This is a genomic window from Streptomyces atratus, assembly GCF_900119365.1.
Lineage (GTDB): Bacteria > Actinomycetota > Actinomycetes > Streptomycetales > Streptomycetaceae > Streptomyces > Streptomyces atratus_B.
The window spans coordinates 41,718-61,455 of sequence record NZ_FPJO01000018.1; the positions used below are offsets into that span (position 1 = coordinate 41,718).

Here is a 19,738-nt window from a genome sequence, read left to right on the forward strand (position 1 = left end):
CATCGTGCGCGAGAACGCCGCAAGGACTGACCCGCCACTTCACGGTCGATCGGTGATCAAACGCCCCGGATCCCCACTGTTGAGAGCGTCTGTACCGGACTTCTGAACCACGGCCTATCCCTTGATCACGCCGGTGATCAAGGCGTGGAGCTGCGCAGCCGTGTGATCGAGGGGGTCCGTGTTGCGCTTGGCCCGGCACATGGCCACCGCGCCCTCGATGGCCGCGACGACCAGCGTCGCGATCTGCGCGGCCTGTTCGGCTTCCGCTCCGTGACTGCGCAAGGAGGTGGCGAGCAGGCCGACCCACGTGTCGAGGACCTCCGCCGCGGCTACCAGGGCGGGCGGGATCTCGTCGGTCTGGGGTTCCTCGATGGCGACCGCCAGGACGGGGCAGCCCGCGTGGAAGTCGCTCTCGACCAAGATCGTCCGGTACACGTCGACGAACGCCATGAGCCCCGTGTCCGGGCCGGCGCCGGGCTCCCCCCGGAACGCGCGGACCGCCCACTCGCCTGCGTACCGGACCGCTTCCGTGGCCAGCTGCTGCTTGCCCTCGGGGAAGAAGTGGTACGTCGAGCCGAGTGGTGTCCCGGCGTGTTCGGCCATCTTCCGGATGCTCATCGCGCTCAGCCCGCGCCGGCTCATCATGTCGGCGGCGCCTGCCACGATCCGCTCGCGCGACGACGTACCGCTCTCCGCCATCCCACACTCCCCTTCTTGCACATAACAACTGTCATATCGTAGCGCGACCACACGTTATAACGGCTGTCATACATCACTCGCATGATCGAAGGAGCCACCATGCCGATGATCAGGCTGACCGTCCCGTCAGGGGCCCTCACCAAGGAGGGGCGCGCCACCGTCCAGCGCGACCTGGCCGCTGTCGTCCTGCGCTGGAAGGGCATGCCCGACACCACGTTCTTCCGCTCCCTGGCCTGGGGTCATCTCGTCGAATTGCCCGAGGGCGCGCAGGTCACGGCGGAGGACGACGCCCCGCGCTTCCTCGTGGACATCACCGTGCCCGGGGGCGCGCTCTCGGAACGCCGCAGGGTCGGCCTGATAGGAGAGGTCACGAAGACCGTTCTGGCGGCTGCAGGACTGCCCGCACAGGAGGCACTGCGGGTGTGGGTGCTGGTCCATGAACAGCCCGACGGCACATGGGGCGCGGGCGGCTCGGTCGTCCGCCACGCCGACCTCGTCGCCCTGGCGCAGAAGAAACGCGCGAACGTGACGGAAGCTCGCATCTGAGCGCCCTGTCGCCGAATACCCGCCTGCTCGGTGGGAGACGACGGGAGCTCGGCGGCAGGGCCTGGCCGGAGAGCTCGTCGCCGTCACCCTCCGGGGGCGAGGCGGTGCTGAACGGGCCACAGAGCCCGCGACCGGGTCTGCCGGCGTGTCAGGAGCGGGGGTCCACCAAGATCTTGACGGCCGTCTCGTTGTGGTGGATCAGGGTCTCGAAGCCTTCGGTCACGAGGTCGTCCAGGCCGATGGTCTTGGTGATGAACGGCGCCAGGTCGATGCGCCCTTCCTGTACGAGCTTGATGGTTTGCGGGTGGGAGTTGACGTAGGCGATCGTGCCGCGCAGGTCGACCTCCTTGAGGACGAGCTTCTGCATGTCGAGCGACGCAGGCTTGCCCCAGATCGAGATGACGGTGATGACGCCACCGGGCCTGATGGCGTCCAGCAGTGTGTCGAGGACGACGTTGACGGACGTGGCCTCGAATGCGACGTCCGCGCCCTTGCCGCCGGTGAGGCGCCGGACCTCCTTGGCAACGTCGGTGACGGCGGGGTCGATGACGTGGTCGGCGACCTTGGCGTCCAGCGCCTTCTGCCGGCGCAACGAGCTGAGCTCGGTGACCGCGACCTCGACGCCCATCGCCTTGAGCACCGCGCAGGTGAGCAGCCCGATGGGGCCGGCGCCGCCGACGAGGGCGAAGTCGCCCGCCTTCGCGCCCGAGCGCTGGAACGCGTGGTATCCCACCGACAGCGGCTCGATGAGTGCCGCCTGGTCCAGCGGGACGTCTCCGACCGGGTGGACCCACCGGCGTTCGACGACGATCTTCTCCGCAAGCCCGCCACCGCGGCCGCCCAGCCCGATGAAGTTCATGTCGGGCGAGATGTGATAAGTCGGGTTGTTCTTGCTCGTGTCGACGTCGGAGCGCAGGATGTAGGGCTCGACGACGACGCGGTCGCCCGGCTTCAGGCCCTCGACACCATCGCCCACCGCGTACACGACGCCGGACATCTCGTGACCGAGCGTAACGGGGGCGGACTCGCCCGAGACCGGGTGCGGGTGGCCGGCCGGCGGAACGAAGATCGGCCCGTCGAGGTACTCGTGCAGGTCGGTGCCGCAGATCCCGCAATACGCGACGTCGATACCCACCGCGCCCGGTCGTACAACAGGTTCCGGGACGTCCTCGATACGGATGTCACCGCGGTCGTAGTAGCGTGCAGCCTTCACTTTGGGCCGACTCCTTTGTCTGTTGTCTGCTCACGCCTCATGTCGAGACTTGACGTGGAACGAGGTACGTACCTCGCTCCACGTCATATTCACACTAATAGACAACAGTACGACCCAATACGGACAGGCGCTCGCGTCAACAGCCTGGGCCCAACAGCACGCCCCGTGTCTGCCGTACCGCGCACGCACTCCCCCGATGCATGCGGCACAGGCCCGGCAGTCAGCCGACCAGTGCGAAACTCCACCACCAGGCGCGCCGCCGTTGTCCCTGTTCCGGTGCGAAGCTGCTGCTCCTGCGCCGGCGACACCGTGCCTGCCGCCGCGGCGAGGGCTTGGGCGCCCTTCAAACGGGTGACGAAGAAGCAGGGTTGAAGCTGAGGGCAGCCTGATCCAGGTGATGCCGGGGAGGGCGAGAGCGGCCCTGACAAAGCCGGAACGTAAAGACCGTTGCAGTACTGGAGGTCAGGTCTCCGCAGCTGGAGCTGCCGCGTGCCCGCCGTCACCGCCCCTGGCAGTTGGCGGGCACCGGGCCCGTTCTCGGCACGCCGACAGGCCGGTTTTCAGGGCAGGCCGGATGTCAGGGCAGGGCGAGGACGTCGTCGATCGCGGACCGGATCGTTTCGTCCTGGAGGATCGCCCGGTAGTCACGATACGTCGACAGCGGCCGGTCGAATCCCTGCACCGTCCGCAGGACCGCCCGCGCCGCCGGGGAGATGGTTCCGATCCGGGCGAGGGCCTGCAGCGCGTAGAGAAAGCTGCCGTAGGTGTCGCCGCCGTGTGCGATGGGAGGAAGGTACTCCTCCAAGACGGACACACTCGGCTCCGGTTCGCCCGTGATCGACCAGAGCGCGACCGCCGCTCGTGGCCGCGACCAGGTGTCACCGTGCTCCATGAGGTGCCGTACCCGGTCGGCGTAGGGAGCGGCCGCCGGGCCGAATTCGCCGAGGAGGCCGACGGGACCGTAGAGCGGCCCCTCCTCGGTCAGCACCGCTTCGCCGATCCGCCGCAGCGCCGCATCGCGGTCGCCACCGAGACGCCGGGCTGCCCACGCCACCTTGTGATGGTTGCCGGGGCAGTCGAGGACCGTGCACCGGCGTACGGCGGGCTCGGCGGAGGCAGCGGCCGGTCCCATCGCCACCAGCGCGTCGACTGCGTCCAGCGAGTACCGGGCATCGTCCAGCAGGGCCACCACCTCCGGCAGCGCGGGCGCCGCGGCCGGCCCCCAAGCCTGAAGTACACGCAGGAAGGTACAGGTCAGCGCGCCGCCCTTACCATCGTCGCGGAGCAGTTGCCGCACCTCGGGCAAGAGGATCTCCGCGTGTGCTCGCAGTGGGGCCAGTACCTCCTCACCTCCGGCAGATGCGGGTCACCCACGCAGTATCCGCGGGAGTACTGGTCTCGGTACGGCGCGTAGAGCCGCTCGACCAGCTCCGGCAGGGCGCGCTGGTCACCCATGCGGGTCAGCGCCCAGCGGGCGCGGTCGCCCACAGTGCCCTCGAAGCAGTCGTCCTCGCCCAAGTCGTCGAGGAGCGGCAAGTTTGTCAGCGTACGGAGCCGCCCGCGCACCCAGCGCCGCGAGCAGGTGGGCCGCCCGGTACCGTACGCCGTCGTCCGGGTCGGAAAGCAGTGCGCCCGCGTGCGGCAGCAGCGCAGATTCCGCGGACGGCATCACCACCAGCAGCCACCACGCCTCGTCGAGCGCGGCCCGGCACAGCAGGGTGTCCCCGGTCCGGCGCGCCGCGTCGACGAGTCGGACGACGAAGGAGAGTGCCGTCTGCGGCGCACGGCAGCGCCGCGGTCGCGACGGAGGTCACGCGTCCGGTGCCCAGCGCGACGCATTCGAACAGTGGGTAGCAGTCTTCCTCGGTCGCCGCCGCGCCCTTGCCTGCCAAACTCCGAAGGGCACGCCGCAGTTCAGCTCCCACTCGTAAGCACCCGCCCCGCTGCGCGGTGGCCTGACACCGGACAGCCGCCTCTCAGCCCACACACATCGCCATCTGACAGATGCACTTCGAGAGGACGCGAGGAGTTGAGCCCTTCGGCGAGACGGTCGTGAAAACGGGCTGAGGGACGAACCTGGCCCGTGCTTACATGGGCGCCATGGTGTCTTCCGAGCGCTTGCTTGCCTTCGCGGCCATGTCATTCCTGCTGATCGTGATCCCCGGACCCAGTGTGCTGTTCGTGATCGGGCGGGCGTTGGCGCAGGGGCGGCGCGCCGCGCTGACCACGGTCGTGGGGAACACGTTGGGCGCCTATGTGCTCATCGTGGCTGTGGCTCTCGGGGTCGGGTCGATCGTGGAGCGCTCCGTTCTTGTCTTCACGGTGCTGAAACTGGCCGGTGCCGCCTACTTGGTATATCTGGGTGTCAAGGCGTGGCGGCAACGTGGCTCGCTGCAGGCCGCGTTCATTGCTGACCAGACCACGCAGGGCGGCCTGCGCACGTTGTTGGAGGGGTTCGCCGTCGGTGTGGCCAACCCCAAGACCATTGTGTTCTTCGCCGCCGTGCTGCCGCAGTTCGTCGACCGGGGCCAAGGACACATCGTGGTTCAGATGCTGGTGCTCGGGCTGGTTTTCAACATCATCGCGGTGGCCTCCGACAGCCTGTGGGGACTGATCGCGGCAACCGGGCGGGACTGGTTTGCTCGCTCACCTCAGCGGCTCTCCCTGGTCGGAGGAGTCGGCGGGCTCACGATGATCGGCCTCGGCATCACCGTCGCCGTGACGGGACGCAAGGACTGATCCCGTACCGGAGCGGCGACCGGGTCGGTCGGCGGCGCGCTCGGCCTGTGTCTTGCCGTGGGCGAGGCGGTGGGGCCCGGTGACGGTCTGGTGGATCACCGCCGGCTGCGGCATCACGATCGCCACTCTCACCCGACACCACACCCGCCAGAGCACCACCACCGGGCACAGCACCGAGAAAGACCGTTCGGCACCGGCCGCGAGCCCCGCGGTCGGGAACGCAATCGGATGAGCCCGGGAGTTGGACGCATGCGCCGCAAATCGAAGCACTCGGGTGACCGGCAGCAACCTCGTGTAGCCGTCCTGGAACCCGAAGCCAGAACAGCAGGAGCGCCGCCGGGACGAGGTACCGGGGCCGCTGTCACAGCCGGCTGGTATCAATAGGCCGCATGAACACCGAGCACGTGGATCCCGACGACCTCGCTGCGATTCGTGCGGCCTTCGACATCGACGACGGCGGTGAGTCCGCTCTGGGTTGGGAAGCGGTGCAAGCCTTCGAAGCGGAGCACGGCATAGTCCTGCCCGAGCCCTATCGGACCTTCGTGGCGGAGGTCACCGACGGGTCGCACTCCGGTCCGCCGGATTATGGGTTGGTGGGACTGGCAGAGCTGCCCGACGACTGGGGTGACGGCCGTGGGGATCGCGACCTGAGTCGGCCCTTCCCGCTCACCTCGAATTGGCTGTGGGATGAGGACCCAAGGCCGTCGGAGGAGATCGAGCCGATCCTGGACCAGATGTTCAATCACGGGACGATCGTGCTCGGGACAGACGGCTGCGGTATGTACTGGCATCTCGTCGTCACCGGCGCGCATCGCGGACACGTCTGGTTCATCACTGGCGAAGGGGCAACTCCATTCGGATCCGGGTTCGGGTTCACCACGGCTGAACCCGGATTCGCAGGGTGGGTCAAGCACTGGGCTGCCAACAAGCCCTGGTTCGACGCGGCATGATGCGTCGGTGATGCTTATCCCGGCCGGCCACCACTGCCGGAATTGGCCTCACGACCTGCATCACCACCTGAGTGCCGGGCGAGCCGGCCGACCGCGCCCCCGCCACGCGCGCTGCGGACGCGGCCGACATCCTGGCCGCCTTCCTGACAGCCCTTCACCAACCCGCTCCCACCGGGGCGCCCGCCGGTCGTGACCTCGGGGGGCCGCTGGCCGACGGCACCGAGGGGTTCACCAAGATGCTCGCCTCGGCCACGGAGCTGGGGCTGATCCCCGACCCGGACGGCGTCCGCGCGGTCTGGGAAGGCGCCGCCGCGCCCGACTGGGAGGGCCCGGCACTGTGGCTCCATGGCGACCTGCATCCGGCCAACGTTCTCACCGCGGACGGCACCTTCTGCGGCGTGATCGACTTCGGCGACCTCTTCGCAGGCGATCCGGCCTGTTCGGCCGCCCACGTCCGCAACTCAAGCCCCGACGTGTACTCGATGCAGCACACGCAATTGCGGGATCAGCATGACCAACGATCGCTCCTTCGCGGTTTCGGCCTCGATCTCCTGCCAGAGGTCCGTCGCCAGTTCGGCGGGAGCAATTTCTCCCTCGGCGAGTCGCGCCGCCAGCCGGCGCAGACCGTGGCGTTGTGCCAGGCCCGGAACAGGCAACTCGATTCCCAACTCGGAGAGTGCTTGCTCGAACGCGCTGCGGACATCATGAGCATCTGCGTTGCGAGGCCAGCCGGCGAGCTCGCACAGCTTCGAGGTGTCCAGCCCTGCCGCGAGTGCCTCAGCAGCAATCATCGGCAGGTCCTCCGGGAGGATCTCGTCCGCCTGATATCGACACGCCACCTCACCGAGAATCATGAGGCCACTCAATATGGGGGAGTACGGCTCCGGTGTCGTTCCTGCTTCTCCCCCATGGTGCCAGCACCGTGCCCGAAGTGGATGCCCAGGGGCGGTTGGCCCGGTACTCACCTCGCGTGTTCGCCTGAGCCCAAGGCCCAAAGCCCAACCCCCGAAAACACGGAAGACCTTGGGGACCATCGGCACGGCGAGAACCATCATGGTCGGCTGCGCCGTTTCCCTTCGATCACCGGCTGCCTTCCCGAGCGCCCGAACCCGCCCGACGCCGGGCCGGCCGGAATCGGAAACCGGGTGCGGGCTGTCGGTGGGATGGTGTGTGATCGGGGGTATGGCGATTGTGTTGGAAAAGCCGGGAGTCGACGGGCTGAACGAGGCTGTGGGTGTGCTGCGGGAGTGGCAGTACGACGGGGCGCCGATGCAACTGCATCCGGGGGACCTGGGCTGGTTCTGGCGGTCGGGTGCGGAGGCGACCGCCGCAGCGGTGAGGACGTGGAGCCGGGACGGACGAATTCTCGCCGTCGGGCTGCTGGACGGTCCCGGGCTGTTGCGGCTGACGATCGCGCCGGAGGCGCAGCGGGAGGAGGAGCTGGCTCAGCAGTTGATCGAAGACATGATCGAGCCGGAGCGTGGCGTGTTGCCCGCGGGGAAGGTGAGCATCGAGGCTCCGATGGGTGCGTTGGTCCGGGATCTGTTGTCCGAGGACGGCTGGAGTGTCGACGAGCCGTGGACGCCGCTGTGCCGCGACCTCGCGGAGCCGGTGAGCGACCCGGGCGTGCGGATCGAGGTGGTCGGCCCGGAGCAGGCGTACGTGTTTGCCGCCGTTCATCGGGCGGCGTTCGACGGGTCGAGGTTCACTGACGAGCGCTGGCACGCCATGGCGGCCGGGTTGCCGTACGCCGATGCCCGGTGCCTGGTCGCGTACGACGACCGGGGCAGTGCGGTGGCGGCCGTGGCGGTGTGGTCGGCCGGTCCGGGTAGGCCCGGACTGCTCGAACCGATGGGCGTGCGCAGGGAGCATCGCCGTCGCGGCTACGGCGAGGCAATCACCGTAGCCGCAGCGGCCGCACTCCAGGAACTGGGCTCGTCGAGCGCGATCGTCTGCACCCCGAGCTCCAATGCCGGCGCCGTCGCCACCTACAAGTCGGCCGGCTTCCGGCAACACCCCGAGGTGCGGGACCAATACCGGAGCGTCTGAGGTCCCGCTCCTCCGGTGGCGAGGGCGTGCAGTTGTCGTCGGTGCGCTGGTCGTGTCTTCAGTGTTCCTTGTGGTCGAGGGCAGCGACCTCTCGTATGGCCTCGGCGATGGCCGGGGACTCCTTCTTCAGGATCGCACCGTGGTTGAGTGAAGTCTCGCAGCGCGCTCCGCTCAGCCGTCGAAGCAGGTCAGCACGGGCGCCCTGCATGAGAACCGGGAATGGCCTGCGGCGCTCTGGCGAAGCCGCTGGGTGCCAAGCCGATGTCGGCAGGCAGGCAACCGCGTTGCGCGCGGCGGTGGGAAAGCGGAGACCGTCAGCGGGTCCTTCGTTATTGGTGGGTTGGACGGGGCCGTCGTAAGGTCCAGAGGCCCAGAGACACCGGGGATGGCTTTCAGCGGTTTGCACTCGATGGTTCACTTCACCTGGCCGCCCGGTACCTCACGACGGCTCGGCCGCTGATGAGCAGCTGCGAACCCCTGCGGGAGTATCGCTGAGTAGGACCACGCTGGCGAGGTACTCGGCGCCTGCTCGCCGACGCCTCGTCCTCGTGGAGACTGCCGGCCCCACGGAGAAGGCATCCCCGACCGCTCCGAGGACGTACGAAGAACCAACACCCCATCGCCAGGAGGAAGTGATCGGGTACACCGTCCGGCCAGGCCAACTTGGCGTGCCGCAGCACGATCAGTCGGGCCGGAACAGGCCCGCCTCCCGCAGCGGGAGGCGCCCGATCTCACGGATGAGTTCCAGGCCGAGAATCCGGTCCAAGGAGGCGAAGGTCTCGAACTTCGCGCCCTCGGGCACGCCATCGGCCACCTCGGCGCGGAGCAGCAGGTCGAGTACAGCCGGTGTGCCGAGGTCTGCTGCCAGCGCGTCGGCCGCCGCGCGGCCGACTTCCTGCGGCACCGGTTTCGACGGCGAACACGCCCAGTGCGCAACTCGCTCCCGCCAGCGCAGCAGTGTCCGATCGGCCTCGACGACGTCACTGGACGTGAGAGTGACAGGCCGGTGGTAGGGCCGGCTGAGCAAACCGAGCCTGATGGCCAGCAGATCCTCACCCGCGGCCGGACACTGCCCGTGCGCCCCGGTCCCGTCAACGCGTCCCACCCCCACCCACACCCCCGGTTCGGCGTCATGTCGTCCGTCGCCGAAGACACACACGTCGGCCGGGCCTCCAAGGATGTCGAGTACCTCTCCGCTGCTGCTGGTGAAGGAGGCCGGGGAGTGCACTCCGAGCGCGGTCATGAAGGTCTGCAACGTCCTGACCCGCTCCGGTGACGGGTCAGGAACCTCGCAGGCCCAGATCAGCTGGTGACCGTCCGCCTCCAACGTCCGCAACAGCACGTCCGCGACGACGAGTATCCGTGCGTGGACCGGCCCTGGCTCGCCGTTGATGACGGGCAGGTGCACGCTCATCCGCAGCAGCCGATCACGCGCCGACGGAAGTGCCACCGCATGACGCGTGCGGCCGTCAATGATCGTCGTCACAGCCTGATTCCTTTCCCCCGGCATGCAGTTCAGTCCATGCATCCGGTGAGCTGGAGGTAGGTGTGCTGGGCATCCGCCACCAGTCGATCGGCCTCCTTCCGGCTGCCGCAGCCCATCACCTGACACGTGGAGCCGGGCGAGAGCCGGCCGAGCGCAGCTGCCCATGCGGCAGGCTCCGCGTGCCAGCGGCCCAGGTCCGCAAGGTCGACCAGATCGACGAAGGGCTCGGCCTCGGCGACGCATACCACTTCGTCCAGGTCAAGTCGACCGTCGCTCAGGTGCAGCACCGCCACCGGCCAGGCGGATACCTCGTCGCCCGGCCGTGCCGGATCCTGCATCAGGACCATGGTCCGCACGGACCGGCCGTCCTCGCCCAGGGTGTCCTGAGCGCATCCTTCGCCCACGGGCCAGCCACCGGCGCGGCTCGGCGCATCGTGCTCGGTGGACTCCGGACCGCCGTGCCTCCCGATGGAGGACCCGATGGTCGACTCGACCTCGACCTTGATGCGAGGCACCGCGCCCACCTCCGTAATGCCAGACGGCTGGGTCACGCAGAGGTCATCAGCGCCGCATCGGCGCGGTTACGGCGAGCCTCATCGCCCGATGTGTCCAGTGTCCCGCGCACGGCCGGGCGGTACAACCGCCGGTCCCGGCCATGCGCGGGAGAACGTTCCCGGCGCCGGGCAACCTGCCTGGAGCGGTGATTTCGTTCTCATCGCACGGCGGTGGGGCCCGCCGTACCCGAACCGTGGCGACGACGCCGCCAACGGTCCCTGCTTGCGACGCGCACTCGTGTATCCCCGTGCCCGGCGAGTAGGAGACGTGCATGGAAGAGCCCCAGGCTTCGACGCTGAACGAACCGCCACGGAAGACACCACTGGGGTCAGGACCGGGGCTGACCTGGGCCGTGTCGCTGTGTTGTCATCGGGGAGGAGTTCGTAATCAGGCGAAGGCGGTCCTCAGCGCGGACCAGGCGATCTTCGGGTCGGAGAGGCCGTGGTACATCGTCGGGATCTCCTTGTCGACGTCGAAGTGGTGGTAGACCGCGAGCATGGCAGCGCGGACCGAGTGCTCGACGGTGAAGACGACGTCCTCGGGTACCGGCAGAACTCTGCTGGACCGCATCCAGGAGGGGATCTTCGACCCCAGCGAGGATCTCCGCTCGCGCGGGCAGTCGCGCGCGCAGCTACCCACGTCCGGGGCCGGCGTGATCAGTGAACCGGGCGAGCCTGAGCAGCTCGACCTCCTGTTCCTCCGTGCGGTGTGGCAACTCCTCCAAAGTGCCACCGGCCCTCCTTCTTCCCATGGGCCCAAGTGTCAGTGGTGATCGCCATCATGGGGATATGACCAACCAGAACCTGACCACCGGCAGCATCTGGCGGCTCCACCACGGCGATCAGGAGATTGCCCGGCTGACCGTGACCGGCGCCGACATGCCCTGGACTCACGCCGAAGCGGAGACCCTTCCTGGCTTCGAAGAGTTCAGTCCCCTCTTCGCTGAGCAGGAGCGGGCGGTCGACGAGGAGGACTGGGACCGGGCCGACGCCTGCTGCACCCGGATCCGCGGTGCGCTCACGATGACGTTTCCCGATGGCAGTCCGGTCGCCGAGTTCATGCTGCACATCCACGACGACGGCACCGCCGGCTGGCGCTGGCACGACAAGCCCTTCGACGCGGTGAACCAATGACGCGCCGGGTTCGCTGCTTCCGGGACGAAGAGCCGTCCCGTTCTGCTTCGAACTCCGATGGCTGTTCAACCTGCCGCAACGTCACGTCCGGCGGCAACAACAGCCCGTGACACCGCAGAGCCGCCCGGTGCGGTGCGGTGTGTCACGGACTTGGCACGGTGTCGTGTTGAGGGCCGCGGTCCTCAACGCGGCCGCGAGGCGGATGACGGGTTCGGCCGGCGGCTCGGGAATCCGGGCCAGGAGCAGGCGCCGGAGTTCCTGTGGCCCGCCGCGTACCGGCAGGATGCGTACGCCGGAGGGCGCGGCGGAGGCCATCGCGGCAGTCACGGTGGTCAGGCCGCAGCCCGCGGCCACGAGATGCAATTTCGCCATCCAGTCGCGGGCAGTGTCCACGATCTCGGGTCGCTCGTCCAGCCCCGGCCACAATCCCATGAGCCGGTCCGCGCCGGAGGACGAGCCGGCGATCCACTGCTGTCCGCGCAGGTCGGCGATGTCGACGAAGTCGCCGCGGGCCAGCGGGTGGGTCGTGGGCACGGCCAGACGGAGCGCGTGTTCGGTGAGCGTCTGCAGTACGAGCGGGGGCGATTCGGTGTCCGGTGCTCGAAACGGCGGGGCGGATGCCAGCAGGGCGAGTTCGATGCTGCCCGCGCGCAGGGCGCGTGCCAGTGCCGGGGTGGTTCCTTCGCGGCTGATCACGTGGACGCCCGGGTCGCCGAGCATCCAGTGGTGGGCCCGCGGATCCTCGATGCCCAGCGCGTTGGGGCCGGTACGCAGGTAGCGGCCGTCCAGGTCACGCGGGACCCGGCCGGTCACCTCCAGGCCGAACGCGGTGAGTTCCTCGGTGACCGGGGCGAAGGCCCCTTCCAGGAACGGGGATGTTTCCCCGCCTCCGGCTCCAGTGCTGCTGGTGGCGGCCTGCGCCGCGGTGGCGTAGTGGCCGAGACCGTAGCCTCCTACGACGCTCCCGGCCGCCGCGAGTGCCGCTCCCCGGAGGATCCGTCGGCGTGTGTGACTGGTCATCGCTCTTCCCCGTCCGTGATCGGTGCCCGGCGGGTCCTCGCCGGTCCTGGGGAAGAGTCTGCTGCGCTGCCGACGGCGCGTCAGGTGGCCTGAGGCCCGTGTGCGGGGGTGGTGCTGGTGCCCCCCCGCACACGGTGGCGGGCCCCGAGAGGTGGGACTTCTAGGTTTCCGCGGCTCAGCCGATCGTGAGCCACCTGGTCCAGGCGCCGGTGGTGTCGTTCGGTCCGGTGGCACCGTTCCGCGTGACGACGCGGAAGCTCACCTGACCGTCCTCCCTCATGTTGTAGTTGCAGTATCCGCCCGCTCCCGCGCCGCCGACCTGGTGGCACTCGTCGTTCGGACGGTCGTAGTTGTATCGGGCCTCCACGATCACTCGCAGGCCGTCGCTCCTGAGGTCCTCGGCCCAGATCTTGTCACCGTAGGACTCGAAGCAGCCCCGGCCGGTGAGGACTGTGCCGACGTAGAGAGTCGAGCAGGCGTCCTGGCCCGCCGGCGGAGTCACTGTCGGACTGGTGGATGCCACAGCGACCAGGCCCGCATCGGCGTGGGCGGGGCCTGCCGTCAGAGCGAGACCCACGAGGCCGGTGACAGTCACTGCCGCAATTCGAAGCTTCACGGTTCTTCCTCCAAGGTGAACTCATGCTGTGCAGCGTGTGCTGGTGCAGGGTAACCAGCGCGTTCGCTTGGCGAAGCGTAATTACCTCTGCACAGCGATGAATTGACGTTGACCCACACACTGCCCTCGACTCGCGGGAGTCGGATGCACCCGGAGGGAAGTCGCCCTCGTCACCCGCACAGCGACTCATGCTCCGGCTCCGGGCGTAGTTCCATTATCGCTGTGCGCCGAGGTTCCTGTCACCGTTCTCCGTAATGATCTTTGCGCCCGATATGCGCCGTAGGGTTTCCGGCAACGAGCTCAAGGAACTCACCTGACCCAGGAGTTGAGAATGGCGCACGACGTTGCCGCGCTGGCCGTGGAACTCACGGACATGGCTGCCGCCGATCACCGGTCCTCGATCCGCGCGAACAGCGACGACCCGGCAGAGCAGTTGGCGTGGCGCAGGTTGACCGCACGGCACGGTGACCGACTCGGCGAGATCATGGATGAGTACGGATGGCCGACGGCAGATCTGGTCGGCGAGGAGGCCGCACGTGCGGCGTGGTTGATCGCCCAGCACGCCGACCGGCAGCTCGACATCCAGCGTCGCGCCCTCCGGCTGATGGAGCAGGCGGTGTCGGCAGGCTCGGCCGGCCAGCGCGAGCTGGCCTTTCTGCGCGACCGCACGCTGGTCAACGAGGGCCGCAAGCAGGTCTACGGCACGCAGATCGCCGGCGTGAAGGACGGGACACCGCTTCCGTGGCCCTGCGAAGATCCCGAGCGTATGGACGAACTGCGTGCGGAGGTGGGCATCGAGCCCTTCGACGAGTACGTCGCCAAGTTCGCGATGGCCTGACGACCTGTCACGGGTGGTGGGGACGCGGGCCCGTGCCGACGGCGGAGCGCGGTCAGCGGCTGTGCAAGGTCTCGATCGCCCTCGGTACGGAAGCGAGCGGTCTCGTCGAAGCCGTTCAGGGCCTGGATGTCGGAGCCGGGCACGCTGGGCCAGATGCTCATGGCCGCCATTCCTCGCGGTAGTCGGGGTGGTCGGCATAGGGCAGGGTCAGGTGACGGAAGACCTCCAGGAGGACCGTGCGTTCCACCCCGGCAGTGAGCTTGTTGGAGGAGTCCGGCAGCACCGCACTCGTCTCCGGCTCCTCGTACCGCTTGAGCAGTCCGCGCTTGGCCTCGACTTCACGCAGGGCGCGAGCGGGGTCCTGGTGGGCGATGTGGGCGGCGTGCTGGTCACTCACGCCGGCGTCGTACGTGACCACCATTCCGGCGTCGTCACTCACCAGGCCGCTCCCTGAGCCGTGGTCCAGCCAGCGGAGCCCGTCAGCGTTTGCGCCCCCGGCAGCACGGGCCACGGACTCGTCCTCGTCGATCCTGTCGCGAAGGAACTGCATCAAGTCGTCCATGGGGCCATCCTCTCGTGTCGGCAGAGCCGGGACGGGAGGATTGGTGAACCGGGGGTGGAGCCGGATCTGTGACGAGCGGCAGACGTCCGCGGGCATCGACGTCAGCAAGTGGCGCCGCCGGCGGACTTCGACCCGAAGCGGTCAGTCAGACCGGGAACAGCATCGCGACCGTCACCTTGAAGAGCAGTCCGATGTAGGCCCAGGCGTGGATGCGGTCGGGAATCCTCTGCGGGCATCGCCGCAGTACCGCGATCACCGGCAGGGCCCCCAGGAGCAGCGCCGCGGCGGCGCGGAGGTCGATGAGGCCCACCAGCCGCACCTGCGCCTGCGTGGCGGCGGGGACCGCTGCCACGCACAGGGACACCGCGGTGGCCGGCAGTGCGATGGCGAGGGTGAGGGGGTTGGCCAGTGCGGTAGCCGCACTCATCGTGTGCCCGGCCCGTCGCATCGCGGGGACGGTCATGACGCTGCCGCCCACGCCCAGGAAGGCGGCGACCGCGCCGATCGGTGCGCCAAGGGCGGACGGCAGCGGACGCGGGGCATCCGATGCCGTTCCGGCGTGGGTGCTCGGGCGGAGGAAGCCGGGGCGCAGGAGCAGGTCGGCGATGGTGAGCGCGACGTACGCAACAAATGCCCAGTGGGCCAGAGCAGCCGGAGCGAGGCGCGTGGCGAGCGCACCGGCCGAGGCACCGGTCGCCAGAAGCAGGAGCAGCATGCCGCTGCCGCGGAGCGAGAGGAGTACCCGCCGCGGTGTGACGGCCGTCGCGAACCCCGCGTTCACCACCATCACCAGGGCCGAGGTGGCCGTCGCCACCCGCATCACGTCTGCGCCGAGTGCGGCGTCCGCCCAAACCACGACCGGTACCGCGACGAACCCTCCGCCGAAACCGAACAACACAGTCGTCACTCCGGTGAGGAGCCCGACCCCGATCAGCATCACGAAGTCCATGGCTCCCACCCCATCAGCCGCGGCGGCCTACTCGCATGCGATGGTCAGCACACTTCTTTCGTGTGTCGGCCACTAGTGTGGACGGGGTGAAGAACGTCCCGCTGGCCGATGTCGACCACGTCGACCGAGCCGTCCTGCCGATCGGCACCGACTACCCGCCCGGCCACGTACTGGACTGGCACGAACACCGGCGCGCCCAGTTCCTCTACGGTGCCACCGGAGTCATGGTCGTCGACACCGCCGAGGGGACCTGGACCGTTCCGCCCGAGCGCGCCGTGCTGATCCCGCCCGCTACGCGGCACCGGGTCCGCATGCTCGGGGTGAGCACCCGGAGCCTGTACATCGAGCCGCATGCCGTCCCCTGGTGGCCCGCCACCTGCACGGTCGTCGACGTGCCGCCACTGCTTCGCGAGCTGCTCCTGGCCGCTGTCGAGTTCAAGGTCGACTACAGCCTGTCCGGGCGTGAGGGCGGCATCGCCGCACTCCTCCCGCACGAGATCGCCGAGCGCGCCCCGCTCCCGTTCCACGTGGGGATTCCCGCCTCCGCCGATCTCGCGAAGCTCTGCCGGGAGTACCTGGCGGCCCCGGACGCCGACGCCACCAACGCCACGTGGGCCGCCAGGACGGCGATGAGTGAACGGGCCTTCACCCGGCGTTTCCGCGCCGAGACCGGCGACAGCCCGGCCGTCTGGCGGGGGCGCGCCCGTCTGCTCGCGGCCGTCCCACTGCTGCGCACCGGGTCGGTCAGCGAGGTCGGTGGCCGTATCGGTTACGCCTCTCCCGCGGCGTTCACCGCCGCCTTCACCCGTGCCTTCGGGATGCCCCCGTCCCGCTTCTCCGCGAGCCGCCAGGGCGGCGGTCGGCGCTGACTGCCCCGGGACGCGCGCTGCGACGACGCGATCAGGGCACTGTTGCTGCTCATGCCGCGCGTGGTCGGGCGCGCGAAGCGGATCCCGGTGCCGGATCGCTCGCACTGGCGCCACGGCACCTGTCGCTGCTGTCCTGTCTGCTCTTCGACGGGCCGATGACCGTCAACGAACTGGCCACGCGCCTGGAGGTCGCGCCGACCACGGTCAGCCTCATGGTCGCCCGAGCAGCAGGCGATGTTCGTGCAGACCTTGCGGACGTACGAAGCCGCCATGGCCGAAGCGGAGACGGGGGGCAGAGGCAGGCGTGGACGGCTGAGCTGCTGAGCGGCTGATGGGGCGCAGCGACGGATGCGCCGGGGCGTCTCCGGCGGTTGGGTGGACCCGGACGCCGCGAGCGGTTCACCCGGGCTCGTCCACGGGTGCAAAAAATGTCGGACGGCGATGTCGAGAACCCGTGGCCGGCTGCGTCCCTGCTATGAACGCGACCACAATGGGTCGCACCAGCACCGAGGAGAAACACGATGGCCAAGTACTTGCTGCTCAAGCACTATCGCGGCGCCCCGGCCCCGGTGAACGACGTGTGCATGGACCAGTGGACGCCGGAGGAGATCTCGGCCCACGTCCAGTACATGCAGGACTTCGCGGACCGGCTCGAGAAGACCGGTGAGTTCGTAGACGGTCAGGCGCTCGCTCCCGAGGGGACGTGGGTCCGGTACGACGGCGAGGGGCGCCCGCCGGTCACCGACGGCCCGTTCGCCGAGACCAAGGACCTGATCGCCGGCTGGATGGTGATCGATGTGGACAGTTACGAGCGCGCCGTCGAGCTGGCCGGGGAGCTCTCGGCCGCCCCCGGGGCGGGCGGGAAGCCGATCCACGAGTGGCTTGAGGTGCGCCCGTTCCTGGGCGCGTCGGCCACCATCACGGAGTGACCCCGGAAGTGGACGAGAATCTGCTCCGGAGCCTCACTCCGAGCGTGCTCGGAATCCTCGTCCGCCGCGGAGCCGACTTCGCGGCGGCCGAGGACGCCGTGCAGGACGCGCTGGTCGAGGCGGTCCGCGTCTGGCCGTCCGGCCCTTCTCCCGGCTCTTCGGGCAGGGAAGACCCCATCCGGGACCCGAAGGGCTGGCTGGTCACCGTGGCCTGGCGCCGGTTCCTGGACGCGACCCGGGCGGACGCGGCCCGCCGCCGGCGTGAGGACCTCGTCGACGAGGAACCGGCTCCGGGGCCCGCGCCCGCGGTGGACGACACGCTCCAGCTCTACTTCCTGTGCGCCCATCCGTCGCTGACGCCGTCTTCCGCGGTCGCGCTCACGCTGCGCGCCGTCGGCGGGCTCACCACTCGCCAGATCGCCCAGGCCTACCTGGTGCCCGAGACAACCATGGCGCAGCGCATCAGCCGGGCCAAGCGCACCGTCTCCGGTGTGCGGTTCGACCAGCCCGGCGATGTAGCCACCGTGCTGCGCGTCCTCTACCTGGTCTTCAACGAGGGCTACTCCGGCGACATCGACCTCGCCGCCGAGGCCATCCGGCTCACCCGGCAGCTCGCGGCCGCGATCGACCACCCCGAGGTGGCGGGGCTGCTCGCCCTCATGCTGCTCCACCACGCCCGGCGCGCCGCCCGGACCGCGCCCGACGGCAGCCTGGTGCCGCTCGCCGATCAGGACCGCGGCCGGTGGGACACCGGGTCGATCGCCGAGGGCGTCGGGATCCTTCGGGCGGCCCTCGCTCGCGACCGGCTCGGCGAGTTCCAGGCCCAGGCCGCCATCGGGGCGCTGCACGCCGACGCGCCCATCCCAGAGGAGACCGACTGGGTGCAGATCGTCGAGTGGTACGACGAGCTCGCGCGCCTGACCGACAGCCCGGTCGTCCGACTCAACCGCGCGGTGGCCGTCGGCGAGGCCGACGGACCTCGTGCCGGTCTGGCGGCGCTCGCGTCCCTGGACGACTCGCTGCCCCGCTACGCCGCGGTGGCTGCGTACCTCCACGAGCGCGACGGCGACCTGACGACGGCGGCACGGCTGTACGCCGAGGCGGCCCTGAAGGCAACCAACCTCGCCGAGCGCGACCATCTGACGCGCCAGGCCGCCCGGCTCAATACCCGGGGGCGTAGCTGATGGTTCACGCTCGGAATTCGCCGCGATACTCGGCGTGGCCCATGGCGAATTCGTCCGCGTCGTCCCGGGCTCACAGGCTCAGCACGACGGCGGCGCCGATGCCACCCGCGAACAGCGCGAAAGCGGCTTCCGGCCAGCCGCCCCTCCCCCAGCGGAACGGTCTGTCGAGGGCGAACCGGCCGGGACCGATGGCAGCGACGGCCAGCGCCACGACCGCGATGCACACGTTGTATTCGGCGCCGCCTTGCGTCGCCCACAGGCCATGTGCGGCGGTGACGGTCGCCATGGCATTGATCATCACGCCGATCAGGGCGGCCGATGCCAGTGGGGTGAACAGCCCGAGAGCCAGGCCCAGGCCGCCGAGGAATTCCGAGCCACCGCCGATGGCGGCATAGACCGCTCCCGGTCGGTAGCCCAGAGCGGCGAAACCCTTGCCCGTTGCGTCAAGACCTTCACCACCGAGCATTCCGAAGAGCTTCTGGGATCCGTGCCCGGCCATGAGGAGGCCGAAGGCGATCCTGACAAGGAGCAGACCGCAGTCGCCGGCGGAGATCACAGGCTTCGCCGAAGTCCGGACCGCCGACCGGGGCGGGGCACGCAACTTCTCATCGATGAACTTCATTGGAGGCTCCCTCTCCATGGGGCTGCCGCCCCCTCCGTCGAGCCGCCGTTCGCTTTCGCATCGAAATGCGCTGTGCTGGATCTTCCTTCCATCGTTACCCCTCCCCCGGCCGGGATCGACCCTGGAACGGTGGAGTGCGCGCGGTATCAGCAGGTGTGAGGAGGCGTGACCACCCTGGTACGGACCCGATGACGACAGCCTCGGGCCCTGAGGCTGCAGCCTGCTGTCAACAGCAGGCCGAAGCCCACGGGTCACCGCCGGCCCCGGACTTGACCGGCGTGTTGTCCAGGTCCGGAAGTGCCCGGCGTCAGCTGCAGTTCACAAAGACCGCGTCTGCCGCGTGGTGCGCGTCCGTGGAACCGGGCGAGTTCCGGTCCCGCGGTCGTGCAGCACGACGGCCGGCCTCCCGCCACTGATCCTGACGTTCGGGGCCTCCACCCACTGCCCGTGGTGGGCGACCTGGTCGATCGTGAAGCTCGCCAGCTGCCCCCAGGAGGAACTGCTGCCGGCGTGGACGGTGTAGTAGGACGGCGCGCCGCCCACGTGCCGGATGTCGCCGGAGTCGGGGATGTGCACACTGATACGGGGCAGGAGCCCGAGGTGACGGCGCCGGTGCTGAAGGACCAGGTCGCGTAGTTGCCCGCGTCGCTGCCGTCCCCGGACATCGGGATCGAGCGGAAACGTCCGTTGCAGCCGTTGGACGAGTAGCCGCCGGTCGCGGTCGTCCACAGGTCATCGTCGTCGTTGGCAACCTTGGACGAGCGGTGCTCGCTGTAGGA

General features: G+C 69.2%; 22 protein-coding genes, 2 pseudogenes and 1 riboswitch. Of the genes and pseudogenes, 11 read left to right on the top strand and 13 right to left on the bottom strand.

The features are described from left to right. Positions 1-114: 114 nt before the first annotated feature. A complete protein-coding gene (locus BT364_RS26000) occupies positions 115-699 on the bottom strand; it encodes a TetR/AcrR family transcriptional regulator (protein WP_072487661.1) in 585 nt (194 codons plus the stop codon). Between the two features lie 99 nt (positions 700-798). On the opposite strand from BT364_RS26000, the gene BT364_RS26005 reads away from it, so the two are divergent. After that, the gene (locus BT364_RS26005; RefSeq protein WP_072487662.1) at positions 799-1,245 is read left to right on the top strand and encodes a tautomerase family protein; all 447 of its coding nucleotides are present in this window, start codon (positions 799-801) and stop codon (positions 1,243-1,245) included. Between the two features lie 148 nt (positions 1,246-1,393). Here BT364_RS26005 and BT364_RS26010 read toward each other — a convergent pair whose 3' ends face one another. Beyond that, a complete protein-coding gene (locus BT364_RS26010) occupies positions 1,394-2,458 on the bottom strand; it encodes a 2,3-butanediol dehydrogenase (protein WP_072487663.1) in 1,065 nt (354 codons plus the stop codon). A gap of 577 nt (positions 2,459-3,035) precedes the next feature. After that, positions 3,036-3,764: a hypothetical protein gene (locus BT364_RS26015; protein ID WP_143166551.1), complete on the bottom strand. Its 729-nt coding sequence runs from the start codon at positions 3,762-3,764 to the stop codon at positions 3,036-3,038. A gap of 794 nt (positions 3,765-4,558) precedes the next feature. Here BT364_RS26015 and BT364_RS26025 point away from each other — a divergent pair. From BT364_RS26025 to BT364_RS26035, 3 genes and pseudogenes are all read left to right on the top strand, one after another. After that, positions 4,559-5,197: a LysE family translocator gene (locus BT364_RS26025; RefSeq protein ID WP_072487752.1), complete on the top strand. Its 639-nt coding sequence runs from the start codon at positions 4,559-4,561 to the stop codon at positions 5,195-5,197. Positions 5,198-5,586: 389 nt separating this feature from the next. Next, the gene (locus tag BT364_RS26030; RefSeq protein ID WP_072487666.1) at positions 5,587-6,147 is read left to right on the top strand and encodes an SMI1/KNR4 family protein; all 561 of its coding nucleotides are present in this window, start codon (positions 5,587-5,589) and stop codon (positions 6,145-6,147) included. A gap of 71 nt (positions 6,148-6,218) precedes the next feature. Then, a pseudogene (locus BT364_RS26035) lies at positions 6,219-6,591 on the top strand (phosphotransferase); the annotation flags it as partial. A 17-nt stretch (positions 6,592-6,608) separates the two neighbouring features. Here the strand turns inward: BT364_RS26035 and BT364_RS26040 are convergent. Continuing rightward, positions 6,609-7,001 (bottom strand): hypothetical protein, encoded by a 393-nt coding sequence (locus tag BT364_RS26040; RefSeq protein ID WP_072487667.1) that lies wholly within the window; start codon positions 6,999-7,001, stop codon positions 6,609-6,611. 328 nt (positions 7,002-7,329) lie between these two features. On the opposite strand from BT364_RS26040, the gene BT364_RS26045 reads away from it, so the two are divergent. Continuing rightward, a complete protein-coding gene (locus BT364_RS26045; protein WP_072487668.1) occupies positions 7,330-8,196 on the top strand; it encodes a GNAT family N-acetyltransferase in 867 nt (288 codons plus the stop codon). 682 nt (positions 8,197-8,878) lie between these two features. On the opposite strand, the gene BT364_RS26050 is transcribed toward BT364_RS26045, so the two are convergent. The 3 genes from BT364_RS26050 to BT364_RS26060 form a co-directional block, all read right to left on the bottom strand. Further along, entirely contained in the window at positions 8,879-9,682 is an 804-nt protein-coding gene (locus tag BT364_RS26050) for a hypothetical protein (RefSeq protein ID WP_072487669.1), read from the bottom strand. Between the two features lie 29 nt (positions 9,683-9,711). Next, positions 9,712-10,197 carry an inorganic diphosphatase gene (locus BT364_RS26055; RefSeq protein WP_072487670.1) on the bottom strand — a complete coding sequence of 162 codons (486 nt, stop codon included), beginning with the start codon at positions 10,195-10,197 and terminating at the stop codon, positions 9,712-9,714. A 30-nt stretch (positions 10,198-10,227) separates the two neighbouring features. Continuing rightward, positions 10,228-10,292: riboswitch (Fluoride riboswitch) on the bottom strand. Positions 10,293-10,624: 332 nt separating this feature from the next. After that, complete coding sequence (locus BT364_RS26060; RefSeq protein WP_072487671.1) at positions 10,625-10,807, bottom strand: hypothetical protein; 183 nt, start codon at positions 10,805-10,807, stop codon at positions 10,625-10,627. A 218-nt stretch (positions 10,808-11,025) separates the two neighbouring features. Between BT364_RS26060 and BT364_RS26065 the strand changes: the two genes are divergently transcribed. Beyond that, entirely contained in the window at positions 11,026-11,370 is a 345-nt protein-coding gene (locus BT364_RS26065; RefSeq protein WP_072487672.1) for a hypothetical protein, read from the top strand. An 81-nt stretch (positions 11,371-11,451) separates the two neighbouring features. On the opposite strand, the gene BT364_RS26070 is transcribed toward BT364_RS26065, so the two are convergent. Further along, on the bottom strand, positions 11,452-12,390 hold the full coding sequence (locus BT364_RS26070) for a LysR family substrate-binding domain-containing protein (RefSeq protein WP_079179633.1): 939 nt from the start codon (positions 12,388-12,390) through the stop codon (positions 11,452-11,454). 175 nt (positions 12,391-12,565) lie between these two features. After that, positions 12,566-13,006, bottom strand: a complete 441-nt coding sequence (locus BT364_RS26075) for a hypothetical protein (RefSeq protein WP_143166552.1) — start codon at positions 13,004-13,006, stop codon at positions 12,566-12,568. A gap of 331 nt (positions 13,007-13,337) precedes the next feature. On the opposite strand from BT364_RS26075, the gene BT364_RS26080 reads away from it, so the two are divergent. Further along, complete coding sequence (locus tag BT364_RS26080) at positions 13,338-13,844, top strand: DUF6624 domain-containing protein (RefSeq protein WP_072487674.1); 507 nt, start codon at positions 13,338-13,340, stop codon at positions 13,842-13,844. Between the two features lie 157 nt (positions 13,845-14,001). Here BT364_RS26080 and BT364_RS26085 read toward each other — a convergent pair whose 3' ends face one another. Further along, a complete protein-coding gene (locus BT364_RS26085) occupies positions 14,002-14,406 on the bottom strand; it encodes a DUF6221 family protein (protein ID WP_072487675.1) in 405 nt (134 codons plus the stop codon). 145 nt (positions 14,407-14,551) lie between these two features. Further along, a complete protein-coding gene (locus BT364_RS26090) occupies positions 14,552-15,355 on the bottom strand; it encodes a sulfite exporter TauE/SafE family protein (RefSeq protein ID WP_072487676.1) in 804 nt (267 codons plus the stop codon). Between the two features lie 86 nt (positions 15,356-15,441). Here BT364_RS26090 and BT364_RS26095 point away from each other — a divergent pair, with 86 nt between their 5' ends. The 4 genes and pseudogenes from BT364_RS26095 (at position 15,442) to BT364_RS26110 (ending at position 18,337) form a co-directional block, all read left to right on the top strand. Then, positions 15,442-16,224 carry an AraC family transcriptional regulator gene (locus BT364_RS26095; protein ID WP_072487677.1) on the top strand — a complete coding sequence of 261 codons (783 nt, stop codon included), beginning with the start codon at positions 15,442-15,444 and terminating at the stop codon, positions 16,222-16,224. Between the two features lie 51 nt (positions 16,225-16,275). Then, positions 16,276-16,493 (top strand): annotated as a pseudogene (locus BT364_RS43280) (MarR family transcriptional regulator); the annotation flags it as partial. Positions 16,494-16,745: 252 nt separating this feature from the next. Continuing rightward, positions 16,746-17,153 (top strand): YciI family protein, encoded by a 408-nt coding sequence (locus tag BT364_RS26105; protein WP_072487678.1) that lies wholly within the window; start codon positions 16,746-16,748, stop codon positions 17,151-17,153. An 8-nt stretch (positions 17,154-17,161) separates the two neighbouring features. Continuing rightward, a complete protein-coding gene (locus BT364_RS26110) occupies positions 17,162-18,337 on the top strand; it encodes an RNA polymerase sigma factor (protein ID WP_072487679.1) in 1,176 nt (391 codons plus the stop codon). 70 nt (positions 18,338-18,407) lie between these two features. On the opposite strand, the gene BT364_RS26115 is transcribed toward BT364_RS26110, so the two are convergent. Both BT364_RS26115 and BT364_RS26120 read right to left on the bottom strand, forming a co-directional pair. Further along, the gene (locus BT364_RS26115; protein ID WP_072487753.1) at positions 18,408-18,893 is read right to left on the bottom strand and encodes a DoxX family protein; all 486 of its coding nucleotides are present in this window, start codon (positions 18,891-18,893) and stop codon (positions 18,408-18,410) included. Positions 18,894-19,277: 384 nt separating this feature from the next. Then, positions 19,278-19,688, bottom strand: a complete 411-nt coding sequence (locus tag BT364_RS26120; RefSeq protein ID WP_072487680.1) for a hypothetical protein — start codon at positions 19,686-19,688, stop codon at positions 19,278-19,280. Positions 19,689-19,738 lie beyond the last annotated feature (50 nt).